The sequence below is a fragment of the Xanthomonas sp. WHRI 6106 genome (genome assembly GCF_040202405.1).
Lineage (GTDB): Bacteria > Pseudomonadota > Gammaproteobacteria > Xanthomonadales > Xanthomonadaceae > Xanthomonas > Xanthomonas cannabis.
In genome coordinates this window covers 112,971-131,836 of the sequence record NZ_JBEGFC010000014.1, presented here as the reverse complement: position 1 = coordinate 131,836, position 18,866 = coordinate 112,971, and the positions used below count along the sequence as shown (strand labels likewise).

Genomic DNA, 18,866 nt, shown 5'->3' with positions numbered 1-18,866 from the left:
TGAGTTTGTAGCGCACTACGGCAGCTGCGACATGTGAGCCATCAAGTCGACGCCGCAGCGTCCAACGGACGCCTGATTGCCTGCGCATCTTCTCCTCCGCGCATACGGCGGCACGCTGCCTCTTCGGCCAGGCCGCCTCTTAGACAGCGGCAATTGCAGCACGCTGATACGCTTCTACGATGCTTCGTCCGCGGGGCTACTTCCGCTAAGAAACAGCGACAGCCGCCTCCGCGGGCACCAAAGGGGCTGACGTTGAAAGGCGCCGCTAAGCGACGTCGGGCATCGCGCCAGGATCAATGCAGCACTTGTTTGCACTTGATTGCTTTTCGGCAGTCAGGACTCCATATCGGTGTCTGCCGGTGCCTGACCGATTGATCTGGAAACCTCGATGCCTGAGCTGCCCGAAGTCGAAACGACCATGCGTGGGCTTGCGCCACACCTGGTTGGGCAACGCATCCATGGCGTGATCCTGCGCCGTCCGGATTTGCGGTGGCCGATTGCCGAGCAGATCGAGCGCCTGCTGCCTGGAGCCACCATCACGCAGGTACGGCGACGTGCGAAATATCTGCTGATGGATACCGATGCAGGTGGCAGCGCATTGCTGCATCTTGGCATGTCCGGGAGCCTGCGTGTGTTGCCGGGCGACACCCTGCCGCGCGCGCACGATCATGTGGATATCAGTCTGCAGAATGGGCGCGTCCTGCGTTTCAACGACCCGCGTCGGTTCGGTTGTCTGTTGTGGCAAACCGATGCACAAACGCATGAATTGCTTGCCGACCTTGGTCCTGAGCCATTATCGGAGACATTTACTGCCGATTATCTCTATGCGCTCTCGCGAGGTCGCCGCGCGGCAGTCAAGACATTCTTGATGGATCAGGCGGTGGTGGTTGGCGTCGGTAATATTTATGCGGCCGAGAGCCTGCATCGTGCAGGCATCAGTCCATTGCGTGAAGCCGGAAAGGTATCGCTTGACCGGTATCGCGGCCTGGTTGCCGCCGTAAAGGATATTCTCGACTACGCGATCAGGCGCGGCGGGACCACGCTACGGGACTTTATCAGCCCGGATGGCGCACCCGGCTATTTCGAGCAGGAATTGACGGTGTACGGGCGCGAAGGGGAGCCCTGCAAGCAGTGCGGGCGCGCGTTGAAACATGCCACCATCGGGCAACGCGCGACCGTGTGGTGTGGGAGCTGTCAGCGATAAGCAAGGCGCGGGTATTGCGGGCGACTAAAACGGGCCCATCACCGCTAATCGTGCGAAAAAGCCTGGAGTTTTTAAGCGCGCCGTATCCAACCCCCGCACCTTGTCGCGGAAGTTTCGCTTCCAGCCCGTCCAGGCTTTTTACAGCGGCGGCGCCATGTCATGAGGACTCAACGGCTGGTCACAGACCATTGCGTCACCGCTCTACAGCGGCGAACGCCGTGCCGCTAGTTTCCAGCGCGACACCGCGCCACAATCCCTGTGTCCTGCATCTGGAAGTGCTGCATGCCCACCTCACCGTCTCTGCGCCTATCGCAGGTTGTTGTCACTGCGTTGGCCGTGCTGTGCGTCAGTGGCACACATGCCGATGAGCCCGCAAAAGAACAGGCAGTTGCCACGCAGCGCATCCAGCTGAGCAACGATGTAGTGCAGCTGAGTGCAACGCCGTCCTTTGGCGGACGCATCCTGTCGTTTCAGCTGCGCGGGCAGCCCAGTGTGTTGAAGATCGGTCGCGCCGTGGACCGCTCACCCGTGGCTGAGGTGTCGGCGCGGTCGGGGGATGTTCCGTATCTGGGTCATGACGTTTGGGTGGGGCCGCAGAGCCAGTGGTGGCTGCACCAGCAGGTCAATCCCGAGCGCAAGGCCGCGGCCGCGATATGGCCGCCTGATCCATATCTGTCATTGGCCACCACGCGTGTGGCCGCGCGTGATGCGGGCCAGCTGACGTTGGAAGGCGTGCCCAGTCCGGTGACGGGGGTGCAGCTGACCAAGCGCATCGCGCTGTCCAGCACGCGTGCGGACACGGTCGAGGTGCATGCTGCTGCACGCAATATCCGCAAGCACGCGGTTGCCTGGGATCTATGGTTCAACACGCGCGTTGCAGCAAGCACCCGTGTGTTCGTGCCGGTGGCAGCCGCTACCGATATCCGCGTGCAGCCGCCGAGTGAGGCCGGTACGGTACCGCCGGCCTACCAGCACCGTGCCGGCCTTCTTGTTCTGCGCGCGGACGCGCGCGAAGACAGGCTGATCCAGCGTGGCAAGCTGTTGCTGCAGCCATCGGCAGGCTGGATGGCGGGTTTTGCCGGTGCGCAGGTGCTGGTCATTCGCTTTGCGCATGAGCCACTGGCGGCCATCCATCCTGAGCAGGGACAGGTGGAGTTGTATCTGGATGCGCCAGCGCGGCATGTGGCAGATGGCCTGCTGGAAATGGAAGTGCATGCGCCTTACCGCCAGCTGGCGCCAGGCGCGCAAATGCAGGCCATGGAGCAGTGGAGCTTGCTGCAGTACACCGGGCCGGATGAGGAGCAGGCACAGCGGCAGTTTCTGTGCAGCAAGGCGAAGGAGCTAGCGCTGGAACACGCCTGCGTAGCGGAAGCCGCAGCGCGTTGACTCCGGTATGCGCGTCCACGTCAGGCTGTGGCTATGATGTCGCCCATTCCCTGATTAGATCGATGCGCATGCAACGACGCCATTTCCTGAAGAATGCTGCCGCCGCTCTGGCTGCGCTCGGTTTACCGGCAGTGCCGCAGTGGGCATTGGCTGCCAAGGCCGTGGGGTTGCGTCGGTTGGGTCAGGCGCAGCCGTTCGACTATGCCTGGCTCAAGGGGCAGGCGCGTGCGCTGGCCGCCGCGCCGTACAAGAGTCACAAGCAGATCCTGCCAGGCCCGCTGGAGGCATTGAACTGGGATCAGTACCAGTCGATCCGCTACCGTCAGGACCATGCGCTATGGGCCGATGGCAACGGCAAGTTCCAGGCGAAGTTCTTCCACCTGGGGTTGTACTTCCACACCCCGGTGCACATCTACGACATCGTCGATGGCAAGGCACAGCAGTTGGCCTATGACCCGGCTGCGTTCGATTACGGCAGCAGCGGGCTGGGCGGCAAGCAATTGCCCAAGGATCTGGGCTTTGCCGGCTTCCGGCTCAATACCCGCAAGGACACCGACCGCGATTTTTCGGCGTTTCTGGGGGCGAGCTATTTCCGCGCGGTGGGCAAGGAAGGCCAGTACGGGCAGTCGGCGCGCGGGTTGGCCATCGACACCGGTACCGGTGGCCCGGAGGAGTTTCCGGACTTCATTGCCTACTATCTCGAGCAGCCCGCCGACGATTCGAACACGGTGGTGGTCTACGGCCTGCTGGACTCGCCCAGCGTCGCCGGCGCCTACCGCTTTGCCATCACCAATGGCGAGGTGCTGGTGATGGACATCGACAGTGCGCTATACCCGCGCAAGGCGATCGAGCGGCTGGGGATCGGCCCGTGCACCAGCATGTACCAGGTTGGCGAAAACGATAACCGCATGGACTGGGACTGGCGCCCGGAAATCCACGATACCGATGGCCTGGCGATGTGGACCGGTGGCGGCGAATGGATCTGGCGCCCGTTGTGCAACCCGCCGCAGCTGCGCTTCAACATGTTTGTCGACGAGAACCCGCGTGGGTTCGGGCTGCTGCAGCGCGACCGCAATTTCGACCATTACCAGGACGACGGCGTGTTTTACGAGAAGCGCCCGTGTCTGTGGGTGGAACCCAAGAGCGGTTGGGGCAAGGGCTCGGTGCAACTGGTCGAGATCCCGACCGTGGATGAGACCTTCGACAATATCGTGGCGTTCTGGAACCCGCAGGCCAAGCCGCAGCCGGGGCAGGAACTGTTGATGGGCTACCGCCTGTATTGGGGCGCGCAGCCGCCGGCCAGTTCGCCCTTGGCGCATTGCGTGGCGACGCGTACCGGTCTGGGCGGCATTGTCGGGCAGAAGCGCAGTCATTTCTCCTGGCGGTTTGCGGTGGACTTCGCCGGTGGCGAGTTGCCTGGCCTGGTCAAGGACGCCAAGACCAAGGTCGAGGCGGTGATCCAGGTGTCGCGCGGCACTACCGAGATCGTGTCGGCGCGGCCGCTGCATGAGCTCAAGGGCTATCGGGCGATGTTCGATCTGGTGCCGCCGGACGAAGGTACCCAGCAGATCGATATCCGCCTGTATCTGCGCGCCAACGGCAAGCCGCTCACTGAAACCTGGCTTTACCAATGGACGCCGCCGCCGGCGAGCGAGCGCAAGCTCTACTGAGGGTGGGCGACGCGCCGTGCATGCCGGCGCTGCCAGGCCGGCATGCACGGCATGCCTGGATGGCGGGGTGCCGCTGCCGGCATGTCGTCTTTCATCCCCGGGCTGTAGGCCCGCACCTTTACGGGAGCGGTCAGCCGCGCCATGACCATGACAGCTCGCCCGAACAGGTATGCACCCGTTGCCGGCGCAGCCATCGGCGACATACCTGCGCCGACGTGCGTGGCATGGATGGCATGCATCGCGTGCATGCGGCAGCGGCCACGCGCCGACCGCTGCTGGGCGCGGCTGGCGATTGGCAGATGAGCGAGCTGGGTTGCTCGGCACGCGGGTTGGATCACGCTGCGAGCAAGCGCAGTTGTCGGCCGGCAAGCTCAGGCCGACGTCATTCCTTGACCAGCTGCATGCGTGCGCGTGGGCGGGCGCAGGACAGCTCCACGCGGAAGCAGGTGCCGTTCTTGCCGCTGGTGATGCGCAGCTCGCCCTGATGCGCCTGCGCAATCTGCGCGGCCATATGCAGGCCAAGGTCAACTTCCGGCGCTGGCCGGCCGGCGCTGTGCACATGGGTGGAGGCATGCAGGACATCCAGCCGACGCGGGTCGATGCCATCAAGGTTGCAGACCTCGATGCGGAGCCGGCCCTGCTCGGTGACGGCGACCGCCTTGATCAGCGAACTCTGCTGACCTTGCACCACCGCGTTGATCATCATGCTGCCGAACATCTGCGCCAGGCGCACCGCATCACCATGCACCGGCTCGTCGATCGCCACATGCGTGGACAGCACCTGGTTGGGATACGCGGCGCGGGTTTCGTCCACGACCTGCGACAGTGCGTCGAGCAGGTCGCTGCCGTTGCCGTAGTCCAGCTGCAGCCAGTCGCGTTCGATGCCGCGGGCAAAATCACAGGCGAAATCGATCAATTCTTCCATGCGCTGCAGGCTGCGCTGCATCGAGCGGATAGCCCCGCCCTGGCGCTGGCTGAGCTGGTCGATGGACAGCATGTCCACCACCGCGTGCATGGATTGCAGCGGGTTGCGCAGGTCGTGGCCGAGAATGCCGATGAACTCTTCGCGCAATCGTGCCGAGGCGCCGGCGCGGCCCAGTTCGCTGCGTGCGCGGCGCGATTCCTGCGCGCTTTCTTCGGCGCGCTGCTCGGCCTGGATCTGCGCGGCCAGCAGTTGCGCGAGCAATTCGACCTTCTCGACCAGTTGCTGGTCCATCGCGCGTGGCAGCGGATCCAGTGCACACAAGGTGCCGAACACGCTGCCATCGTCGAAGCGGATCGGCACCGAGACATAGCTTTCAAAGCCATACAGGCGCGGCGACGGGTGGTCGCGGTAGACCGGGTCGTCCGAGGCATGCCCGAACCACACGGCATTGCCCTTGACCCGCACGCTGTCGCAGAAGGTGGTCGCCAGCGGTAGCTCGTCGCCGGGCAGCAGGCCGAAGGACAGGTCGTCGCGCACCTGGCAGGTGATCCAGCGCGCTTCGGTCACCCGCGCCACGGCAGCAAACCCCATGCCGGTCAGCCGCGTCAGGATGCTCAGCACATCGGGAACCGACGATAGCCGGCCCACCCGCGCGATATCGGCGCGTAACTCGGCAGGAAGCGAATCCATGGGTGCCTCCCGACAGTGGATGGAGCGCAGTCTACAGGACTGCGGATGGGCTTGGTTGTACGCAACGGTGCGGCGTCACGCGCCCAACAATACGCCTGTCGGCGGGCGTGGACGATGCCGCAACGGGCCCATGCCCGAACAGGTCTAGCGGTGCAGAGGGAGCGTATAGGTCGACCAGGACGGATGGTGTCGACCGGGCATGGATCCACCGGTGGATCCTTGCCGAGCAACCTGCGTGTCGCCAGCGGCGACGCTGAATCAGAGGGCCGTTTGGGACGTCGCACAATGCCACAGCTGCTCGCAAGCGGCCGTGCCGCGCTGGTTGCGTGGGCGGCACAGTGAGGGCGTTGCACGCGCTGGAATCGATCGCTGTTGCCACCGGCGTCGATCCTGCCAAAGAGGGCCGAAGCGTCGAGGTCAGCCCTCGCCTACGTCTGCGTAGACGGCAGCGGCAGGGCGATCTGCAGCGGGTCGATGCGGCCTTCGCCGCGCATGATCTTCTTGAACTCGGCGCGGCTGACCGACACATAGCGTTCGTTGCCGCCGATCTCCACCTGCGGGCCATCCTGCACGGCATGCCCTTGCGCATCCACGCGTACGGTCATGGTGGCCTTGCTGCCGCTATGGCAGATGGTCTTGATCTCTTCCAACTCATCGGCCCAGGCCAGCAGGAACTGGCTGCCTTCGAACAGCTCGCCGCGAAAGTCGGTGCGCAGGCCGTAGCACAGCACCGGGATGCGCAGGCGGTCGACCACTTCGCTCAGCTGCCAGACCTGTGCCCGGCTGAGGAATTGCGCTTCGTCCACCAGCACGCAGTGCAACGCGCCGTCGTTGTGGATGTCGCGTTCGACAAGCTGTTGCAACTCCGTGTCGCGCTCGAAGATACGCCCATCCGCGCGCAGGCCGATCCGCGAGGCGACCACGCCGCTGCCGGCGCGGTGGTCGAGCTTGGGGGTGAGGATCAGCGTGCGCATGCCGCGCTCGCGGTAGTTGTGCGCCGACTGCAGCAAGGTGGTGGTCTTGCCGGCATTCATCGCCGAATAGTAGAAGTAGAGCTTGGCCATCGGTCGATTTTACCGGGCCGGGCGGCTGATTGCGGGGCGCGTGCTGCCAGATGGCCATTGCCGGAGCCTGAGCACTGCCCAGCTCAAACGCCGCGCTGCGCGGCCGGCATCGCTGGCGCAGCGCGAACACGCACCTGCCTGGCCAGATGAACCCGTCGCGCCGGCCAGCGGCAGGCCGCCCCGGTACAATGGCGCGCTCTGTCGGAAGCTCCTATGCACGGTCTCAATCCCCCGCAAAGCGCTGCAGTGCTGCACTGCGAAGGTCCCTTGTTGGTGCTGGCCGGTGCCGGCAGCGGCAAGACGCGCGTGATCGTGGAGAAGATTGCCCACCTGATCGCCACCGGCCGCTATCCGGCCAAGCGTATCGCGGCGATCACCTTTACCAACAAGTCGGCCAAGGAAATGCGCGAGCGTGTGGCCAAGCGCATCCGCGGCGATGGCGCCGATGGGCTGACCATCTGTACCTTCCATGCGCTGGGGCTGAAGTTCCTGCAGATCGAGCATGCGGCGGCCGGGTTGAAGCGCGGCTTTTCGATCTTCGATTCGGACGATGCCGCCGCCCAGATCAAGGACCTGATGCATGGCGCCAAGCCCGATGTGATCGAAGATGCCAAGAACCTGATCTCGCGCGCCAAGAATGCCGGGCTGTCGCCGGAACAGGCGATGGCGGCGGCACGCAGCAACCGCGAGAAAGAAGCCGCCAGCTTGTATGAGCGCTACCAGGCGCGGCTGACCACTTTCAATGCGGTGGATTTCGATGACCTGATCCGCCTGCCGGTGCAGATCCTGGAAGCCAACGAAGAGATCGTGCTGGGCTGGCGCGAGCGCATCGGCTACCTGCTGGTGGACGAGTGCCAGGACACCAACGATGCCCAGTACCGGCTGCTCAAGATGCTGGCCGGGCCGCGCGGCAACTTCACCTGCGTGGGCGACGACGACCAGAGCATCTACGCCTGGCGCGGCGCCAACCCGGAAAACCTGCAGCAGATGGCGCGCGATTATCCGGCGCTGGAAATCATCAAGCTGGAGCAGAACTACCGTTGCTCCAACCGCGTACTGCGCGCGGCCAATGCGTTGATCGCGCATAACCCGCACGAGCACTTGAAGACATTGTGGAGCGACCAGGCCGACGGCGAGCGCATCCGCGTGTGGGAGTGCCGCGACAGCGAGCACGAAGCGGAAAAGGTCGCGGCCGAGATTTCGTTCCTGGGCACGGCCAAGCAGGTGCCGTGGAGCGATTTCTGCATCCTGTTCCGTGGCAATTTCCAATCGCGGCCGCTGGAAAAAGCCTTGCAGCTGCTGCGCGTGCCGTACCACCTGACGGGTGGGACCGCATTTCTGGAGCGACAGGAGGTCAAGGACCTGCTGTCGTGGCTGCGCCTGATCGTCAACCCCGACGATGACGCGGCGTTTTTGCGGGCGGTGCAATCGCCCAAGCGCGAAGTGGGTGCCACCTCGCTGGCGCGCCTGGCGGAACTGGCCAGCGGCAAGTCGGTGCCGATGTCGCGCGCGGCCGAGTCGATGGGTGCGCTGCAGCATCTGCCGCCGCGTGCGGCCAACGGCCTGAGTGCGTTCACCGACATCCTGCGTGAGATGCGCGAGCAGTCGACCAGGCTGCCAGCGGGGGAATTGGTACGCATGCTGGCCGACAAGTCTGGCCTGCTCAACGATCTACGCAACCAGTCCAAGGACGAGACCGGCTTCCAGCGGCGCAAGCGCAATCTGGACGAGCTGGCCGAGTGGTTCGAAGGTGGTCCGCGCGGTGCGAGTGCCAGCGACCTGGCCGCGCAGCTGGCGTTGTTGTCGCGCAACGACAAGGACGATGGCGGCAACCAGGTACGCATGATGACCATGCATGCGTCCAAGGGGCTGGAATTCCGCTACGTGTTCATCGTCGGCTGCGAGGACGGTGTGCTGCCGCACGAAGTAAGCCTGGAAGAAGGCAATCTGCAGGAAGAACGCCGCTTGTTGTATGTGGGTATCACCCGCGCCAAGGAACAGTTGTGGATGAGCCATAGCAAGCTGACACGCAAGTTCGGCGAGCATGTGCGGCTCAAGCCGAGCCGGTTCTTCGACGAGATTCCGGCCGAGGAATTGCAGCGCGACGGTGCCGACCCGGTGGCCGATGCCGAGCGCAAGAAGGAGCGCGCCAGCGCGGGGTTGGCCGCGATCCAGGCCTTGTTCGACTGACGCGTGGTGCGCGGTTGCACCGCAACCCGCAGCACGCATTGCATCGCTTGCCAGTGACGCGGCGGCACGGCAGTCTGGTTTCCCCGATGCCGGAGTGCGCCGTGACCGTCGTGATCGAAACCCCGCGTCTGCGCTTGCGTCTGCTCGACCCCGAGCGCGATGCCGAAGCGATGTTGGCGCTGGTCAACGACCCCGGATTTATCGCCGGCATCAACGACCGAGGTATCCGCACCCGCGAGCAGGCGCGCGCACATCTGTGCGAATGGGCGCAGGCGCACCACGCGCGGTATGGGTTCGCGCACTGGGGAATGGAAACGCGTGAGGATGCCGCGTTTATCGGCACGTTGGGCTTGTTGTGCCGCGAGACCTTGCCGGTGCCGCATCTCGGTTTTGCGTTGTTGCCTGCTTATCGCGGCAAGGGCTATGTGGACGAAGCCGGGCGCGCGGTGCTCGCCCATGCGCGCGATGTGCTGGGGTTGTCGCAGCTGTGCGCGATCGTGTCGCCGGGCAATGCCGATTCGATTCGCGCGCTGGAAAAACTCGGATTGCAGCGGCAAGGCCTGCGCGTGTTGAGCCAGGAGGACCATCCGGTGCTGTATTACACGATCGCGCTCGCTCCGGCCGACATGGACAGCCGGGCAGGCCTGCGGCACCCTGGCGGCGACTCTCACCGCTGAACGCGGCCGACACAACGCAGCACAAACCATCGTCAGCGCGGCGGGGACGGCGCGCAGGCGCTTCGGTGGACGAGCGGCGCAGCGACGCCGCACCGCACCTGCCTGGCGATGAGCGCCGTCGTTGTGTCCGTCGCCCAACAAGGACACTCGCATGCCATTGCTGGTCAACGCCTATTCCACGCTGCGCGAGCCGTTGTGGCCGGATTTCCTGCCGCGCGCCGCCGTGCAGCACCGCGACCACGCCGATCCGGAATTGGCCACGCATCTGCACGGGTTCGTCGGCTACGTGAGTCAGGCCGGCGACGGCCAGATGACCCAGCCGCGCTATCACCTGATGCGGCATGTGCAGCGGGTGCGCCAGCACTTCACCTTCGAGGTCGACGATGCGGCGTTCGGTGCGCTGGCGCAGTGGACCGAGCAAGCCAATGCGGTGTGTTTCCTGGCCGACGGCAGCGTGCGCGACCCGTACGGGCGGGTGCTGATCAGCCAGGGCGAGCCGGCGATCGACGAGCAGGCGCAGGTGCCGTATCCACCGGATGCCTTGCAGCGGCGCGCGCAGCAACTAACGCAGCTGGCCACGCAAGGCATTCGCGTGCCACCCAGCCTGCCACCGGTGCCTGGCGAGGCAGAAGCGCGGGTGCGCGATGCCGCGGTGGTGACGCAGCGCATGCTGGCGTTGTTTGCGGTGGCCTTGCGCGCGGAGATGCTGGCCGCCGGCGATACGCCACCTGCGTTGGACGATATGGACACCCGCCTGCCTGGCGTGGAGGCGGCGCTGTCGCCGCAGGAGCGCGCCTTTTTTGCCCAAGCCGCACCGGAGCCGCAGCAGCTCGCCAACTTTGGCTGGCGCTACGAGAGCCTGGCCGTGTTGCAGTGGGCCCTGGGGCTGGCCGACGCGCTGCCGGAGCCAACCGATCTGTGCGATGTCCCCCTGGCCGCCCAGCGCGCGCTGGAGCATGCCGAAGCAGCGATGCGGCCGTCGTTGACGCTGCGGCCGGTGCCCGAACTGCTGGATGCGCTGGACCGGCACCTGCGCCTGCATTGGGCGGTGCGCCAGGCCGGCCAGACCCAGCAACCGCCGCCGGCCGGCATCGTGCCGGGCGTGGTCTATGAGCGCCACTACACCCTTAACTGGCTGCTGCACTTCGAAGACGTCGATTGGGACGCGGTGGACACGCCGACCTGAGCGGGCCGGCCGCACGCTGCGCCACCACCGCTCGGTCAGGAGCTCGTCTGGCGGCCTGCCCGCTCGTTGCCTGCGTTGCGACCTGCGTGGGCGGCGCAGTGGCGTGGGCCTCCGAGAGCGCACTGTCGCCCTAGGCGCCAGCCGCTTCCAGGCGCGCCTGCACTGCGGCCAGTGCCTCCTGCAGTTCGGCGACGGTAGCCTCCAATGCTTGTACGCGCGCTTCCAGCTCGCTGCTGTCGGCGCTGCTGCGCGGGCCTGGCGCAGCGCGCGCAGCAGCGGCCTGCAATGCCTCCACGTCCAGCTCGCCACTGAGCAAATGCGCGTAGCGATCTTCGCGCTGGCCGCTGGCGCGCGGCAGTTGCACCGCCAGGCCGCGCTGGATCAGCCGGTCCAGATGGTGGCGCACGTCGTCGGCATCGTTGAAGCGCGTCAGCCGCTCGCTGCGCGCAAACAGCTCGCCCAGCGTCTGCGGGCCGCGCAGCAGCAACAGACCGATCAGGGCCACCTGCTGGCGGGTCAGGTCCAGCACGTTGCCCAGGCGGTGTTCGTAGCGCTCGGCACGCGAAGAGAACTGCTGGCGCACCAGGCCCAGGGTTTCCAGCTGGCGCAGCGCGTGGTGCACCACCCCGGTCTGCAGGTTCAATACCGGCTCGCGGGCAGTCTTCTGGTTGGCGGCAACCTGGGCGGCGTTGACGGTGAGCGGATACGCATCCGGCGTGGTCGCTTCCTTCTCGATCAGACAGCCGAGCACGCGGGCCTGGGCGGTGTCGAGAACGGGCGGGGACGAGAGTTCGGTCATCGGTGACTCCGGGGCAATCAGCGCACAAGGATATGCCGATCTGCTGCCAGCGTTCTTTGGATGCGGCGAACACGCGCGGCGGCGGCGCTATCTACCCTGGATAGCGCCGGTCTGCGTCATGCGGCGAAACACGCCTGCGCCTGCAGGAACAGGCGCAGGTCCGCATCCGCATCGTGCCGAGACCCCGTCCGGCCAGGCTGCCGGACAAGCCGCGTGGCACGGGTGGCCCTGCGTACGGCTCGCCTCCCGGCCGCACCATGGGCAAACGCGAGCGGACTGGCGCGAACCCGCTAAAATTGCGCTCTTCATTGCCGTTCCTGTTCTGGTGGATGCCATGCGCCCCTCGCTTTACGCACCGTTGTCCCTGCTCGCCTGCACCGCGCTGGCCCTGCTCGCCTGCAAGCCCGGCGACACGCAACCGGCCCAGCCTGCGCAGGCTGCCGCTGCAACCGCCCATGCCGATGCCGGCGCCGCGGTCACCAAGGCCGCAACGTCGGCGACCACCGCGCCGGCCGGCGACGACAACCTCAACGCAGTGCTGTGGATGCAGCGCTCGGAGGAATACCGCGCCGTGGCCGAGCAGACCTATCGCGCCGCTGCCGACAAGCTCGACACCGCGCTCAAACAGCCCAACTGGGACGCGCTGGTACCGGAAGAGCGCGCCAACGCTGCCACCGGCCTGAAGCCGGCGGTGGTGCTGGATGTGGACGAGACCGTGCTGGATAACTCGCCCTACCAGGCACGCCTGCTGCGCGACGGCAAGGAATACGACGAGCTCAGTTGGGACCAGTGGGTGGCGGAGAAGAAGGCCACTGCGATCCCGGGGGTGGTGGATTTCGCCAAGGCCGCCAACGCCCGCGGCGTCACCCTGATCTACATTTCCAACCGCGCCGTGCACCTGAAGGACGCCACGCTGGCCAATCTGCGCAGCGTGGGGTTGCCGGTGGCCGACGACAGCGTGTTCCTGGGCCTGGGCACGGTGGTGCCCGGGTGCGAGCAGAATGGCAGCGAGAAGAATTGCCGCCGTCAGCTGGCCGGGCAGAAATACCGCGTGCTGATGCAGTTCGGCGACCAGCTGGGCGACTTCGTGCAGGTCACCGCCAACACAGGCCAGGCGCGCGGCGCGCTGCTGCAGCAGTACCACGACTGGTTCGGTGAGCGCTGGTGGATGCTGCCCAACCCCAGCTACGGCGGCTGGGAGCCGGCGCAGTTCAACAACGATTACGCGCAACCCTGGAAAGCACGCCACGACGCCAAGCGCGCCGCACTGGAGACCGCCCGATGAACCGTCCCCCGTTAGCCCTGGCCGCGCACGAGCGACTGATCTTCGCGCTGGACGTACCCGGCCATGACGAGGCCATCGCCTGGGTGGACCGCCTGGGCGAGTCGGTGTCCTTCTACAAGATCGGCATGGAGTTGCTGGCGTCGGGCGAGTACTTCCATGTGCTCGATGCGCTGGCCAAGCGCAACAAGCGGGTGTTCGTGGACCTGAAGTTCTTCGACATCCCCGCCACCGTGGCGGGCACCATCCGCCGCCTGGCGCAGTGGCCGGTGAGCTATTGCACCGTGCACGGCTGGCATGCCGGCATGCTGCAGGCCGCCGCCGAAGCCAACCAGGGCGACATGCGCCTGCTGGCGGTGACCGTGCTGACCTCGATGGGCCGCCCGGACCTGGCGGCGATGGGCATCGACCGCGAGCCGGTGGAGGTGGTGGTGGAGCGCGCGCTGGCCGCACAGGCCGCCGGCATCGATGGCGTCATTGCCTCTGGCCAGGAAGCCGGCCCGATCCGGCGTGCCACCGGACCGGCATTCTCGATCGTCTGCCCCGGCATCCGCCCCGGCGGCCCGGTTGGCGATGACCAGCAACGTACCGTGGGCGTGGCCGAGGCCTTTACCGACGGCGCCGACGCGATCGTCGTCGGCCGCCCGATCCGCCTGGCGAACGACCCGGCCGCCGCCGCCACGGCCATCCAGGCCGAGATCCGTGCGGCGGTGGTGCAGCACAAGGACTGATCGCCCCGTTTTTGCTACCGTCTAAGCAATAGAATCAAAGAGTTAAACCATCAAAATTAAAGCATTGCTTTAACGTGAAAGTCTCGTTAACATGCCGGCGTCCGATGTCAGTCGGAAGCTGTGCCACTCATTGTCCACCGGGCTTGTCCCGGTTTTCGAAGGGATCGGGCCTTGTGCCCGATCCTTTTTTTTGCCCGCTGGATTGCCCGGCAAGCGCAGCGTCGTCGCCTCTGCCTGGTGGTCTCCCGCCTGCCCGCCGCAGGAGTGCCTGCCCCGCCATCGTCGCCTGGGCTCCACTCAGCGTGTCGCGGGCGCCTTGCAAAAGCGGTCGATGAATTGCTGGTGGGTCGGCATCACGTCCACGCAGTGCGCGATGGTCTGCGCCACACTGGCCAGGAAGCCTTCGGCATCGCGGTCGGGCACCTGGTCCACCAGTGGGTGATAGCCGGTCGGCACGATGCCCTGGCCCACCATCACCTGCACCCAGCTGATCTCGGCGAACATCTCCTCGGCATTGCGATAGAACCGCCCGCTGTCGCGGAACAGGTCCAGCGTGGCCTGAAGCTCCGGGGTGATCGGCATCTGGCGGCAACGCCGCCAGAACGCGCTGTCGTCGCGCTCGGTGGCGTGGTAGTGCAGCAACAGGAAATCGCGGATGCGGTCGAACTCGAATGCCAGCCGGTCGTTGTAGCGCTGCACCAGCACCGGGCTGATGCCCTCGCGCGGAAATAGCTCCAGCAACTTGGAAATGCCGGACTGGATGAGATGGATGCTGGTCGATTCCAGCGGCTCCAGAAAACCGCTGGCCAGGCCCAACGCGACCACGTTGCGGTTCCAGCACTGCTTGCGCCGCCCGGTGGTAAAGCGCAGCGGGCGTGGGTCGGCCAGCGGCTTGCCGTCCAGGTTGGCGAGCAGCGTGGCGGCCGCTTCGTCGTCGCTGATGTGCGCGCTGGAATACACGTAGCCGTTGCCGGTGCGGTGCTGCAGCGGAATGCGCCATTGCCAACCGGCCGCGCGCGCGGTGCAGCGCGTGTACGGCGTGGGCGGGCCGACCTTTTCACAGGGCACCGCCAGTGCACGATCGCACGGCAGCCAATGGGTGAAGTCGTGGTAGCCGGTGTGCAGGGCGTCTTCGATCAACAGCCCGCGGAAGCCCGAGCAATCGATAAACAGGTCGCCGGCGATCACCTGGCCCACCGCCAGGTGCAGCGCCACCACGTTGCCCGATTCCGGATGCAGCTGCACCTGCTCCACCATGCCTTCGATACGCGTGACGCCGCGTGCCTCGGCAAACCCGCGCAGGAAGCGCGCGTACAGCGCGGCATCGAAGTGATACGCGTAGGCGATATTGGCCAGCGGCGAGGTGGCCGGCACATCGCCGGCCGAGGTCATGAACTTGCCGCGCACCGCGGCCACGGTGTTGAGCGTATAGGTGCCCAGCGACTGCGCCTTGCCGCGCGCGCGCTGCTTGATCCAGTACTGGTGGAACGGCAGCAGCCCGAGCGGGTGTCCGATCTGGCTGCCGAAGCCGTGGATGTAAGAGGTGCCGGGGCGCTGCCAGTCAACGAACTCGATGCCGAGCTTGAAGCTGCCCTGGGTCTGGCGCACGAACTCGGCCTCGTCGATACCGAGCAGGTTATTGAAGGCCTTGATGTGCGGCACGGTGGCTTCGCCCACACCGACGGTGCCAAGCTGATCGGATTCGATCAGCTGCACGTTGAAGGTGGGGCCAAGCACGCGTGCGAAGGCGGCAGCGGCCATCCAGCCGGCGGTGCCGCCGCCAACAATGACGATGTTGCGAAGTGGAGCGGGGAGCATGTCTGCACGTTCCTGAGCATTAGGGACGGACACACGAACGGGGCCAGTTGGCCCCGTCGCGAAGGACCACACGCGCAGCCGCACGCGTGTGGCGATGACGATCAATCAGAACTTGGCGCCGAGTTCCAGTACCACGCTACGCGGCACATAGTTGATTTCGCCGCTGGTATTGATCGCGATGTCCGGATCGAACTGCCCATTGCTGCCGAAGCCGTTATAGGCATACGCACTGTAGTTCTTGAAGTTGAACGCGTTGAGCAGGTTCACGCGTGCCGACATCTTGAAGTCGCCAACCACGGTGAACTCCTTGGTGGCCTGGAAGTCCACCGTGCGGTAGCCCCAGATATCGCCGCCCACCAGGAACTTGCCGCTGCCCGGAGGCGTGACACCCACTTGCTGGCAGGTCGCCCCATCGGGATCGGTGAAGCCGAAGCAGGCAATCGTGTTGATCGGCTCGGGCGTTGCCAGCACCAACTTGGCGCCCAATGTCACCCCCCACGGGATATCGATCGAGCCGGAGGCCACGAAGCGATGCGCTGCCACCGCGTCGGACTTGACGAACGGATAGCCGCGGATGGTCGCCTTGTCGAAGCCGTATGGCTCATCGATGTTGCGGTTCTGGCGCGCGCTGGTGTGGGTGTAGGACAGCGTCAGGCCCCAACCGGATTCCTTGGTGTACGGCTTGTCAGCCGACAGCAATACCTGGCTGTTGCGCTGTTCCAGACCATTGGTACCCAGGATGGTGTTCTGGTAGCCCGGCACCGGCTCTCCCCACGGCACATTGCCGTTCTGGAAGTACGAACCATCCGGATAACGGTTGATCAAGCCCATCGCAAAGCCGTCGTAGCTGAGGATGCGCTGGAAGGTCACGTCGGTCAGCCACTCGCCCACCTGGTTGGTGATACCGATGCTGTACTGGTCACTGTAGGGCGTCTTGAGCTTGTTGTTGAACATGAACAGCTCGGCGCTGCCGCTGACACCGGGAATGGTATTGAGCTGATCGATGCCGTTGAGATAGCGCGGGTCGAACGCAACGCAGGTGCGGTCGGCGCGATAGCACCGTTGGGTTGCGGGATTTTCGAAATACACCGCCACCGGCGACAACGCCGCCTTGCTGGTTTCCAGCGCCAGCTGCTCGAACAGGTTGCGGTCGTACGAACGCGCCGCACCACCGTGCAGGATGGCGGCTTCGTCGCCGAAGAAGTCATACGAGAAACCGAAGCGCGGCGCCCACGCATCCTTGAAGTTCTTGCGGTTGTTGCCGGTGCTGATGTAATCGGCCACGTTGATGCCGCTGGGCAGCAGGCGGTTGGCCCACGGCTGGCCGGGGTTGTCCGGATCGTTGGCGTACAGCGCATCGACAAACGCGGGCGAGGTGACGAAGTCGGTGTAGGCCGGGGTGTCTTCGTAGTCCCAACGCACGCCGATGTTGATCATCAGCTTGTCGGTGGCGGCCCAGTCGTCCTGCAGATAGATGCCGTACTGCTTGGACGGCGAGACCACCGTGGCGCGCTGGCCGGGCGTGTTGTACGGCGCAACGAAATCCACGCGGTACGGCGTCGCTTCCACGCTGCCACCGTTGACCCGATAGCTGAACTGCGGGTTCAACGCCGCTGCGTCCTGCGAGGTCAGCTCGATGTCCTTGTAGTTCACACCCATCTTGATGGTGTGTTCGCCATGCCACTGGAAGCTGGTGAAGGTCAGATCGTTCTGGAGGAACCAGCCTTTCTGGCTCTTGCGTTGGGCGTTGGCACCGCCAGCAGAGCCGGTGGTCAGGAAGGTGCGCTCATCGATATCGGCCGAGCCGGCGCGTGGCTGGAAATACTTGTAGACGATGCCGTTGCCCAGCGTGCGCGGAGTCGGGTTGTTCTCCGAGTTCTCGGTGCCAACGATGACCTCGTTGAACCAGTTGTCGGCGCTGTGCTGCCAGCGCAGGTTGGTGCGCTTGTCCTTGTTGATCTTGTCGGTGGCCTGCGCCAGCGTGTTGGTGCCGCCCACGTTCGCGGTCTGGGTTTCATCGCGATAAATCGTGCTCAGCTCGATGCGATCGCGGTCGGTGGGCTCGAAATCGATCTTGCCGAAGAACAGGTCCTCTTCGAACGGCATGTTGGCCGGGCCGTACTGGCTGGCCAGGTCGGACGGCAATTGGTTGACGAAGCCAGCTGCCTCCGCGCTCGGCTGCACGCTCTTGGGTGCCACGTTTTCCTTGCCCTCGTAGGCGACAAAGAAATGCATGCGGTCCTGGATGATCGGCCCGCCCAACGCGAAGCCGTATTCCTTGGTCTGCGAATCGATCTTGCCGTTTTCTTCCTCGTCGGGCCGCTTGTCGCGTAGATCCTGATCGGTGTAGCGGTAGAACACTTCGCCGTGCAACTCGTTGGTGCCGGACTTGGTGGCCGCAGTGATCGCCGCGCCACTGATCTGGCCGTATTCGGCCTTGTAGTTGGAGGTGATCACCTTGTACTCGCCGATGGCGAGCTGCGGGAACGGATTGCCCTGGGTGTCGCTCTGGCCGGCAACCCCGCCGCTGCGCACGTAGCTCTTCTGGCCCACGCCATCGATGTACAGATTGCCGGCGCTGGCGTTGGATGCACCGCCGCGTAGCTTGGTGTTGCCATTGCCATCGACCTGAAACACCATGCCCGGCACGGTGTCGGCAAACTCCAGGAAGTTGCGCGTGGCCTGCGGCAGCTGCTGAATCTGCCGCGCGCTGATGGTATTGCCCACTTCCGAGGTCTTGACGTCGCGAATCATCGGCGCGCTGACCGTCACCGTGTCCAGCGTGGTCGCATTGCCGGCCGGCGCTGCCGCTGGCTCGTTGCCCAGATCGACGGTGGCACTGGAGGCCACCGACAAGGTCACCGTGCGGCTGATGCCGTTGGATTCGACTTTGTAGGTGCCCGGCTGCAGCCCGACGATGGTGTAGTTGCCGTTCGCATTGACCGGTGCGCGTCGCACCGAGCCGGTGGCGACATTGGTGACGACCACTTCGCTGCCGCTCTGCGCGGAGGCGACCTGGCCGCGCAAGGTGGCGTTGCTGGACTGGGCCATGGCCGGGGTGGTGGCGAACAACGAGGCGGCCAGGGCGCAGCACAACAGGCTGCGCGCCGGCAGGGTGGAGACGGTACGGTGGGTCTTCATGACTTTCCCCCTCCCAGGGGTAAAGCGCGACGCAGTGGAGTGACTGGCGCGTTGGGTTGGTGCTTTTGGGTTGAAACACGGAACGGCAGGCAACAACAGCCGC

General features: G+C 65.3%; 13 protein-coding genes. 8 read left to right on the top strand and 5 right to left on the bottom strand.

The window, feature by feature from the left end:
• Positions 1-388: 388 nt before the first annotated feature.
• The 3 genes from mutM (at position 389) to ABQZ09_RS18250 (ending at position 4,260) form a co-directional block, all read left to right on the top strand.
• Positions 389-1,204: a bifunctional DNA-formamidopyrimidine glycosylase/DNA-(apurinic or apyrimidinic site) lyase gene (gene mutM, locus ABQZ09_RS18260; protein WP_184558209.1), complete on the top strand. Its 816-nt coding sequence runs from the start codon at positions 389-391 to the stop codon at positions 1,202-1,204.
• A gap of 282 nt (positions 1,205-1,486) precedes the next feature.
• Entirely contained in the window at positions 1,487-2,590 is a 1,104-nt protein-coding gene (locus tag ABQZ09_RS18255; RefSeq protein WP_349777574.1) for a DUF4380 domain-containing protein, read from the top strand.
• A gap of 68 nt (positions 2,591-2,658) precedes the next feature.
• Positions 2,659-4,260, top strand: coding sequence for an OpgD/OpgG family glucan biosynthesis protein (locus ABQZ09_RS18250; RefSeq protein WP_039563742.1), 1,602 nt, complete (start codon positions 2,659-2,661; stop codon positions 4,258-4,260).
• Positions 4,261-4,642: 382 nt separating this feature from the next.
• Here ABQZ09_RS18250 and ABQZ09_RS18245 read toward each other — a convergent pair whose 3' ends face one another.
• Both ABQZ09_RS18245 and ABQZ09_RS18240 read right to left on the bottom strand, forming a co-directional pair.
• Positions 4,643-5,875, bottom strand: coding sequence for a GAF domain-containing sensor histidine kinase (locus ABQZ09_RS18245; RefSeq protein WP_184558199.1), 1,233 nt, complete (start codon positions 5,873-5,875; stop codon positions 4,643-4,645).
• Positions 5,876-6,303: 428 nt separating this feature from the next.
• Positions 6,304-6,939, bottom strand: a complete 636-nt coding sequence (locus tag ABQZ09_RS18240; RefSeq protein ID WP_039413572.1) for a thymidine kinase — start codon at positions 6,937-6,939, stop codon at positions 6,304-6,306.
• Positions 6,940-7,152: 213 nt separating this feature from the next.
• Here ABQZ09_RS18240 and rep point away from each other — a divergent pair, with 213 nt between their 5' ends.
• The 3 genes from rep (at position 7,153) to ABQZ09_RS18225 (ending at position 10,992) form a co-directional block, all read left to right on the top strand.
• Positions 7,153-9,129 (top strand): DNA helicase Rep, encoded by a 1,977-nt coding sequence (rep, locus tag ABQZ09_RS18235; RefSeq protein ID WP_349777573.1) that lies wholly within the window; start codon positions 7,153-7,155, stop codon positions 9,127-9,129.
• Positions 9,130-9,215: 86 nt separating this feature from the next.
• Complete coding sequence (locus ABQZ09_RS18230) at positions 9,216-9,806, top strand: GNAT family N-acetyltransferase (protein WP_349777572.1); 591 nt, start codon at positions 9,216-9,218, stop codon at positions 9,804-9,806.
• A gap of 151 nt (positions 9,807-9,957) precedes the next feature.
• Positions 9,958-10,992 (top strand): DUF4272 domain-containing protein, encoded by a 1,035-nt coding sequence (locus ABQZ09_RS18225; protein WP_349777571.1) that lies wholly within the window; start codon positions 9,958-9,960, stop codon positions 10,990-10,992.
• Positions 10,993-11,122: 130 nt separating this feature from the next.
• On the opposite strand, the gene ABQZ09_RS18220 is transcribed toward ABQZ09_RS18225, so the two are convergent.
• Positions 11,123-11,791, bottom strand: a complete 669-nt coding sequence (locus ABQZ09_RS18220) for a YceH family protein (RefSeq protein WP_184558194.1) — start codon at positions 11,789-11,791, stop codon at positions 11,123-11,125.
• A 325-nt stretch (positions 11,792-12,116) separates the two neighbouring features.
• On the opposite strand from ABQZ09_RS18220, the gene ABQZ09_RS18215 reads away from it, so the two are divergent.
• Positions 12,117-13,076, top strand: a complete 960-nt coding sequence (locus ABQZ09_RS18215; RefSeq protein ID WP_349777570.1) for an HAD family acid phosphatase — start codon at positions 12,117-12,119, stop codon at positions 13,074-13,076.
• Positions 13,073-13,804: an orotidine-5'-phosphate decarboxylase gene (gene pyrF, locus ABQZ09_RS18210; protein WP_228315003.1), complete on the top strand. Its 732-nt coding sequence runs from the start codon at positions 13,073-13,075 to the stop codon at positions 13,802-13,804. Before ABQZ09_RS18215 ends, pyrF begins: the two co-directional genes overlap by 4 nt.
• A gap of 297 nt (positions 13,805-14,101) precedes the next feature.
• Here the strand turns inward: pyrF and ABQZ09_RS18205 are convergent, their stop codons facing one another.
• Positions 14,102-15,622, bottom strand: a complete 1,521-nt coding sequence (locus ABQZ09_RS18205; protein ID WP_349777569.1) for a tryptophan halogenase family protein — start codon at positions 15,620-15,622, stop codon at positions 14,102-14,104.
• 105 nt (positions 15,623-15,727) lie between these two features.
• The gene (locus ABQZ09_RS18200) at positions 15,728-18,763 is read right to left on the bottom strand and encodes a TonB-dependent receptor (protein ID WP_349777568.1); all 3,036 of its coding nucleotides are present in this window, start codon (positions 18,761-18,763) and stop codon (positions 15,728-15,730) included.
• Between the last annotated feature and the right edge of the window lie 103 nt (positions 18,764-18,866).

Coding starts and splice junctions, on each gene's coding strand:
- mutM (WP_184558209.1), top strand. CDS start 389: ATGCCTGAGCTGCCCGAAGTCGAAACGACCATGCGTGGGCTTGCGCCA.
- ABQZ09_RS18255 (WP_349777574.1), top strand. CDS start 1,487: ATGCCCACCTCACCGTCTCTGCGCCTATCGCAGGTTGTTGTCACTGCG.
- ABQZ09_RS18250 (WP_039563742.1), top strand. CDS start 2,659: ATGCAACGACGCCATTTCCTGAAGAATGCTGCCGCCGCTCTGGCTGCG.
- ABQZ09_RS18245 (WP_184558199.1), bottom strand. CDS start 5,875: ATGGATTCGCTTCCTGCCGAGTTACGCGCCGATATCGCGCGGGTGGGC.
- ABQZ09_RS18240 (WP_039413572.1), bottom strand. CDS start 6,939: ATGGCCAAGCTCTACTTCTACTATTCGGCGATGAATGCCGGCAAGACC.
- rep (WP_349777573.1), top strand. CDS start 7,153: ATGCACGGTCTCAATCCCCCGCAAAGCGCTGCAGTGCTGCACTGCGAA.
- ABQZ09_RS18230 (WP_349777572.1), top strand. CDS start 9,216: ATGCCGGAGTGCGCCGTGACCGTCGTGATCGAAACCCCGCGTCTGCGC.
- ABQZ09_RS18225 (WP_349777571.1), top strand. CDS start 9,958: ATGCCATTGCTGGTCAACGCCTATTCCACGCTGCGCGAGCCGTTGTGG.
- ABQZ09_RS18220 (WP_184558194.1), bottom strand. CDS start 11,791: ATGACCGAACTCTCGTCCCCGCCCGTTCTCGACACCGCCCAGGCCCGC.
- pyrF (WP_228315003.1), top strand. CDS start 13,073: ATGAACCGTCCCCCGTTAGCCCTGGCCGCGCACGAGCGACTGATCTTC.
- ABQZ09_RS18205 (WP_349777569.1), bottom strand. CDS start 15,622: ATGCTCCCCGCTCCACTTCGCAACATCGTCATTGTTGGCGGCGGCACC.
- ABQZ09_RS18200 (WP_349777568.1), bottom strand. CDS start 18,763: ATGAAGACCCACCGTACCGTCTCCACCCTGCCGGCGCGCAGCCTGTTG.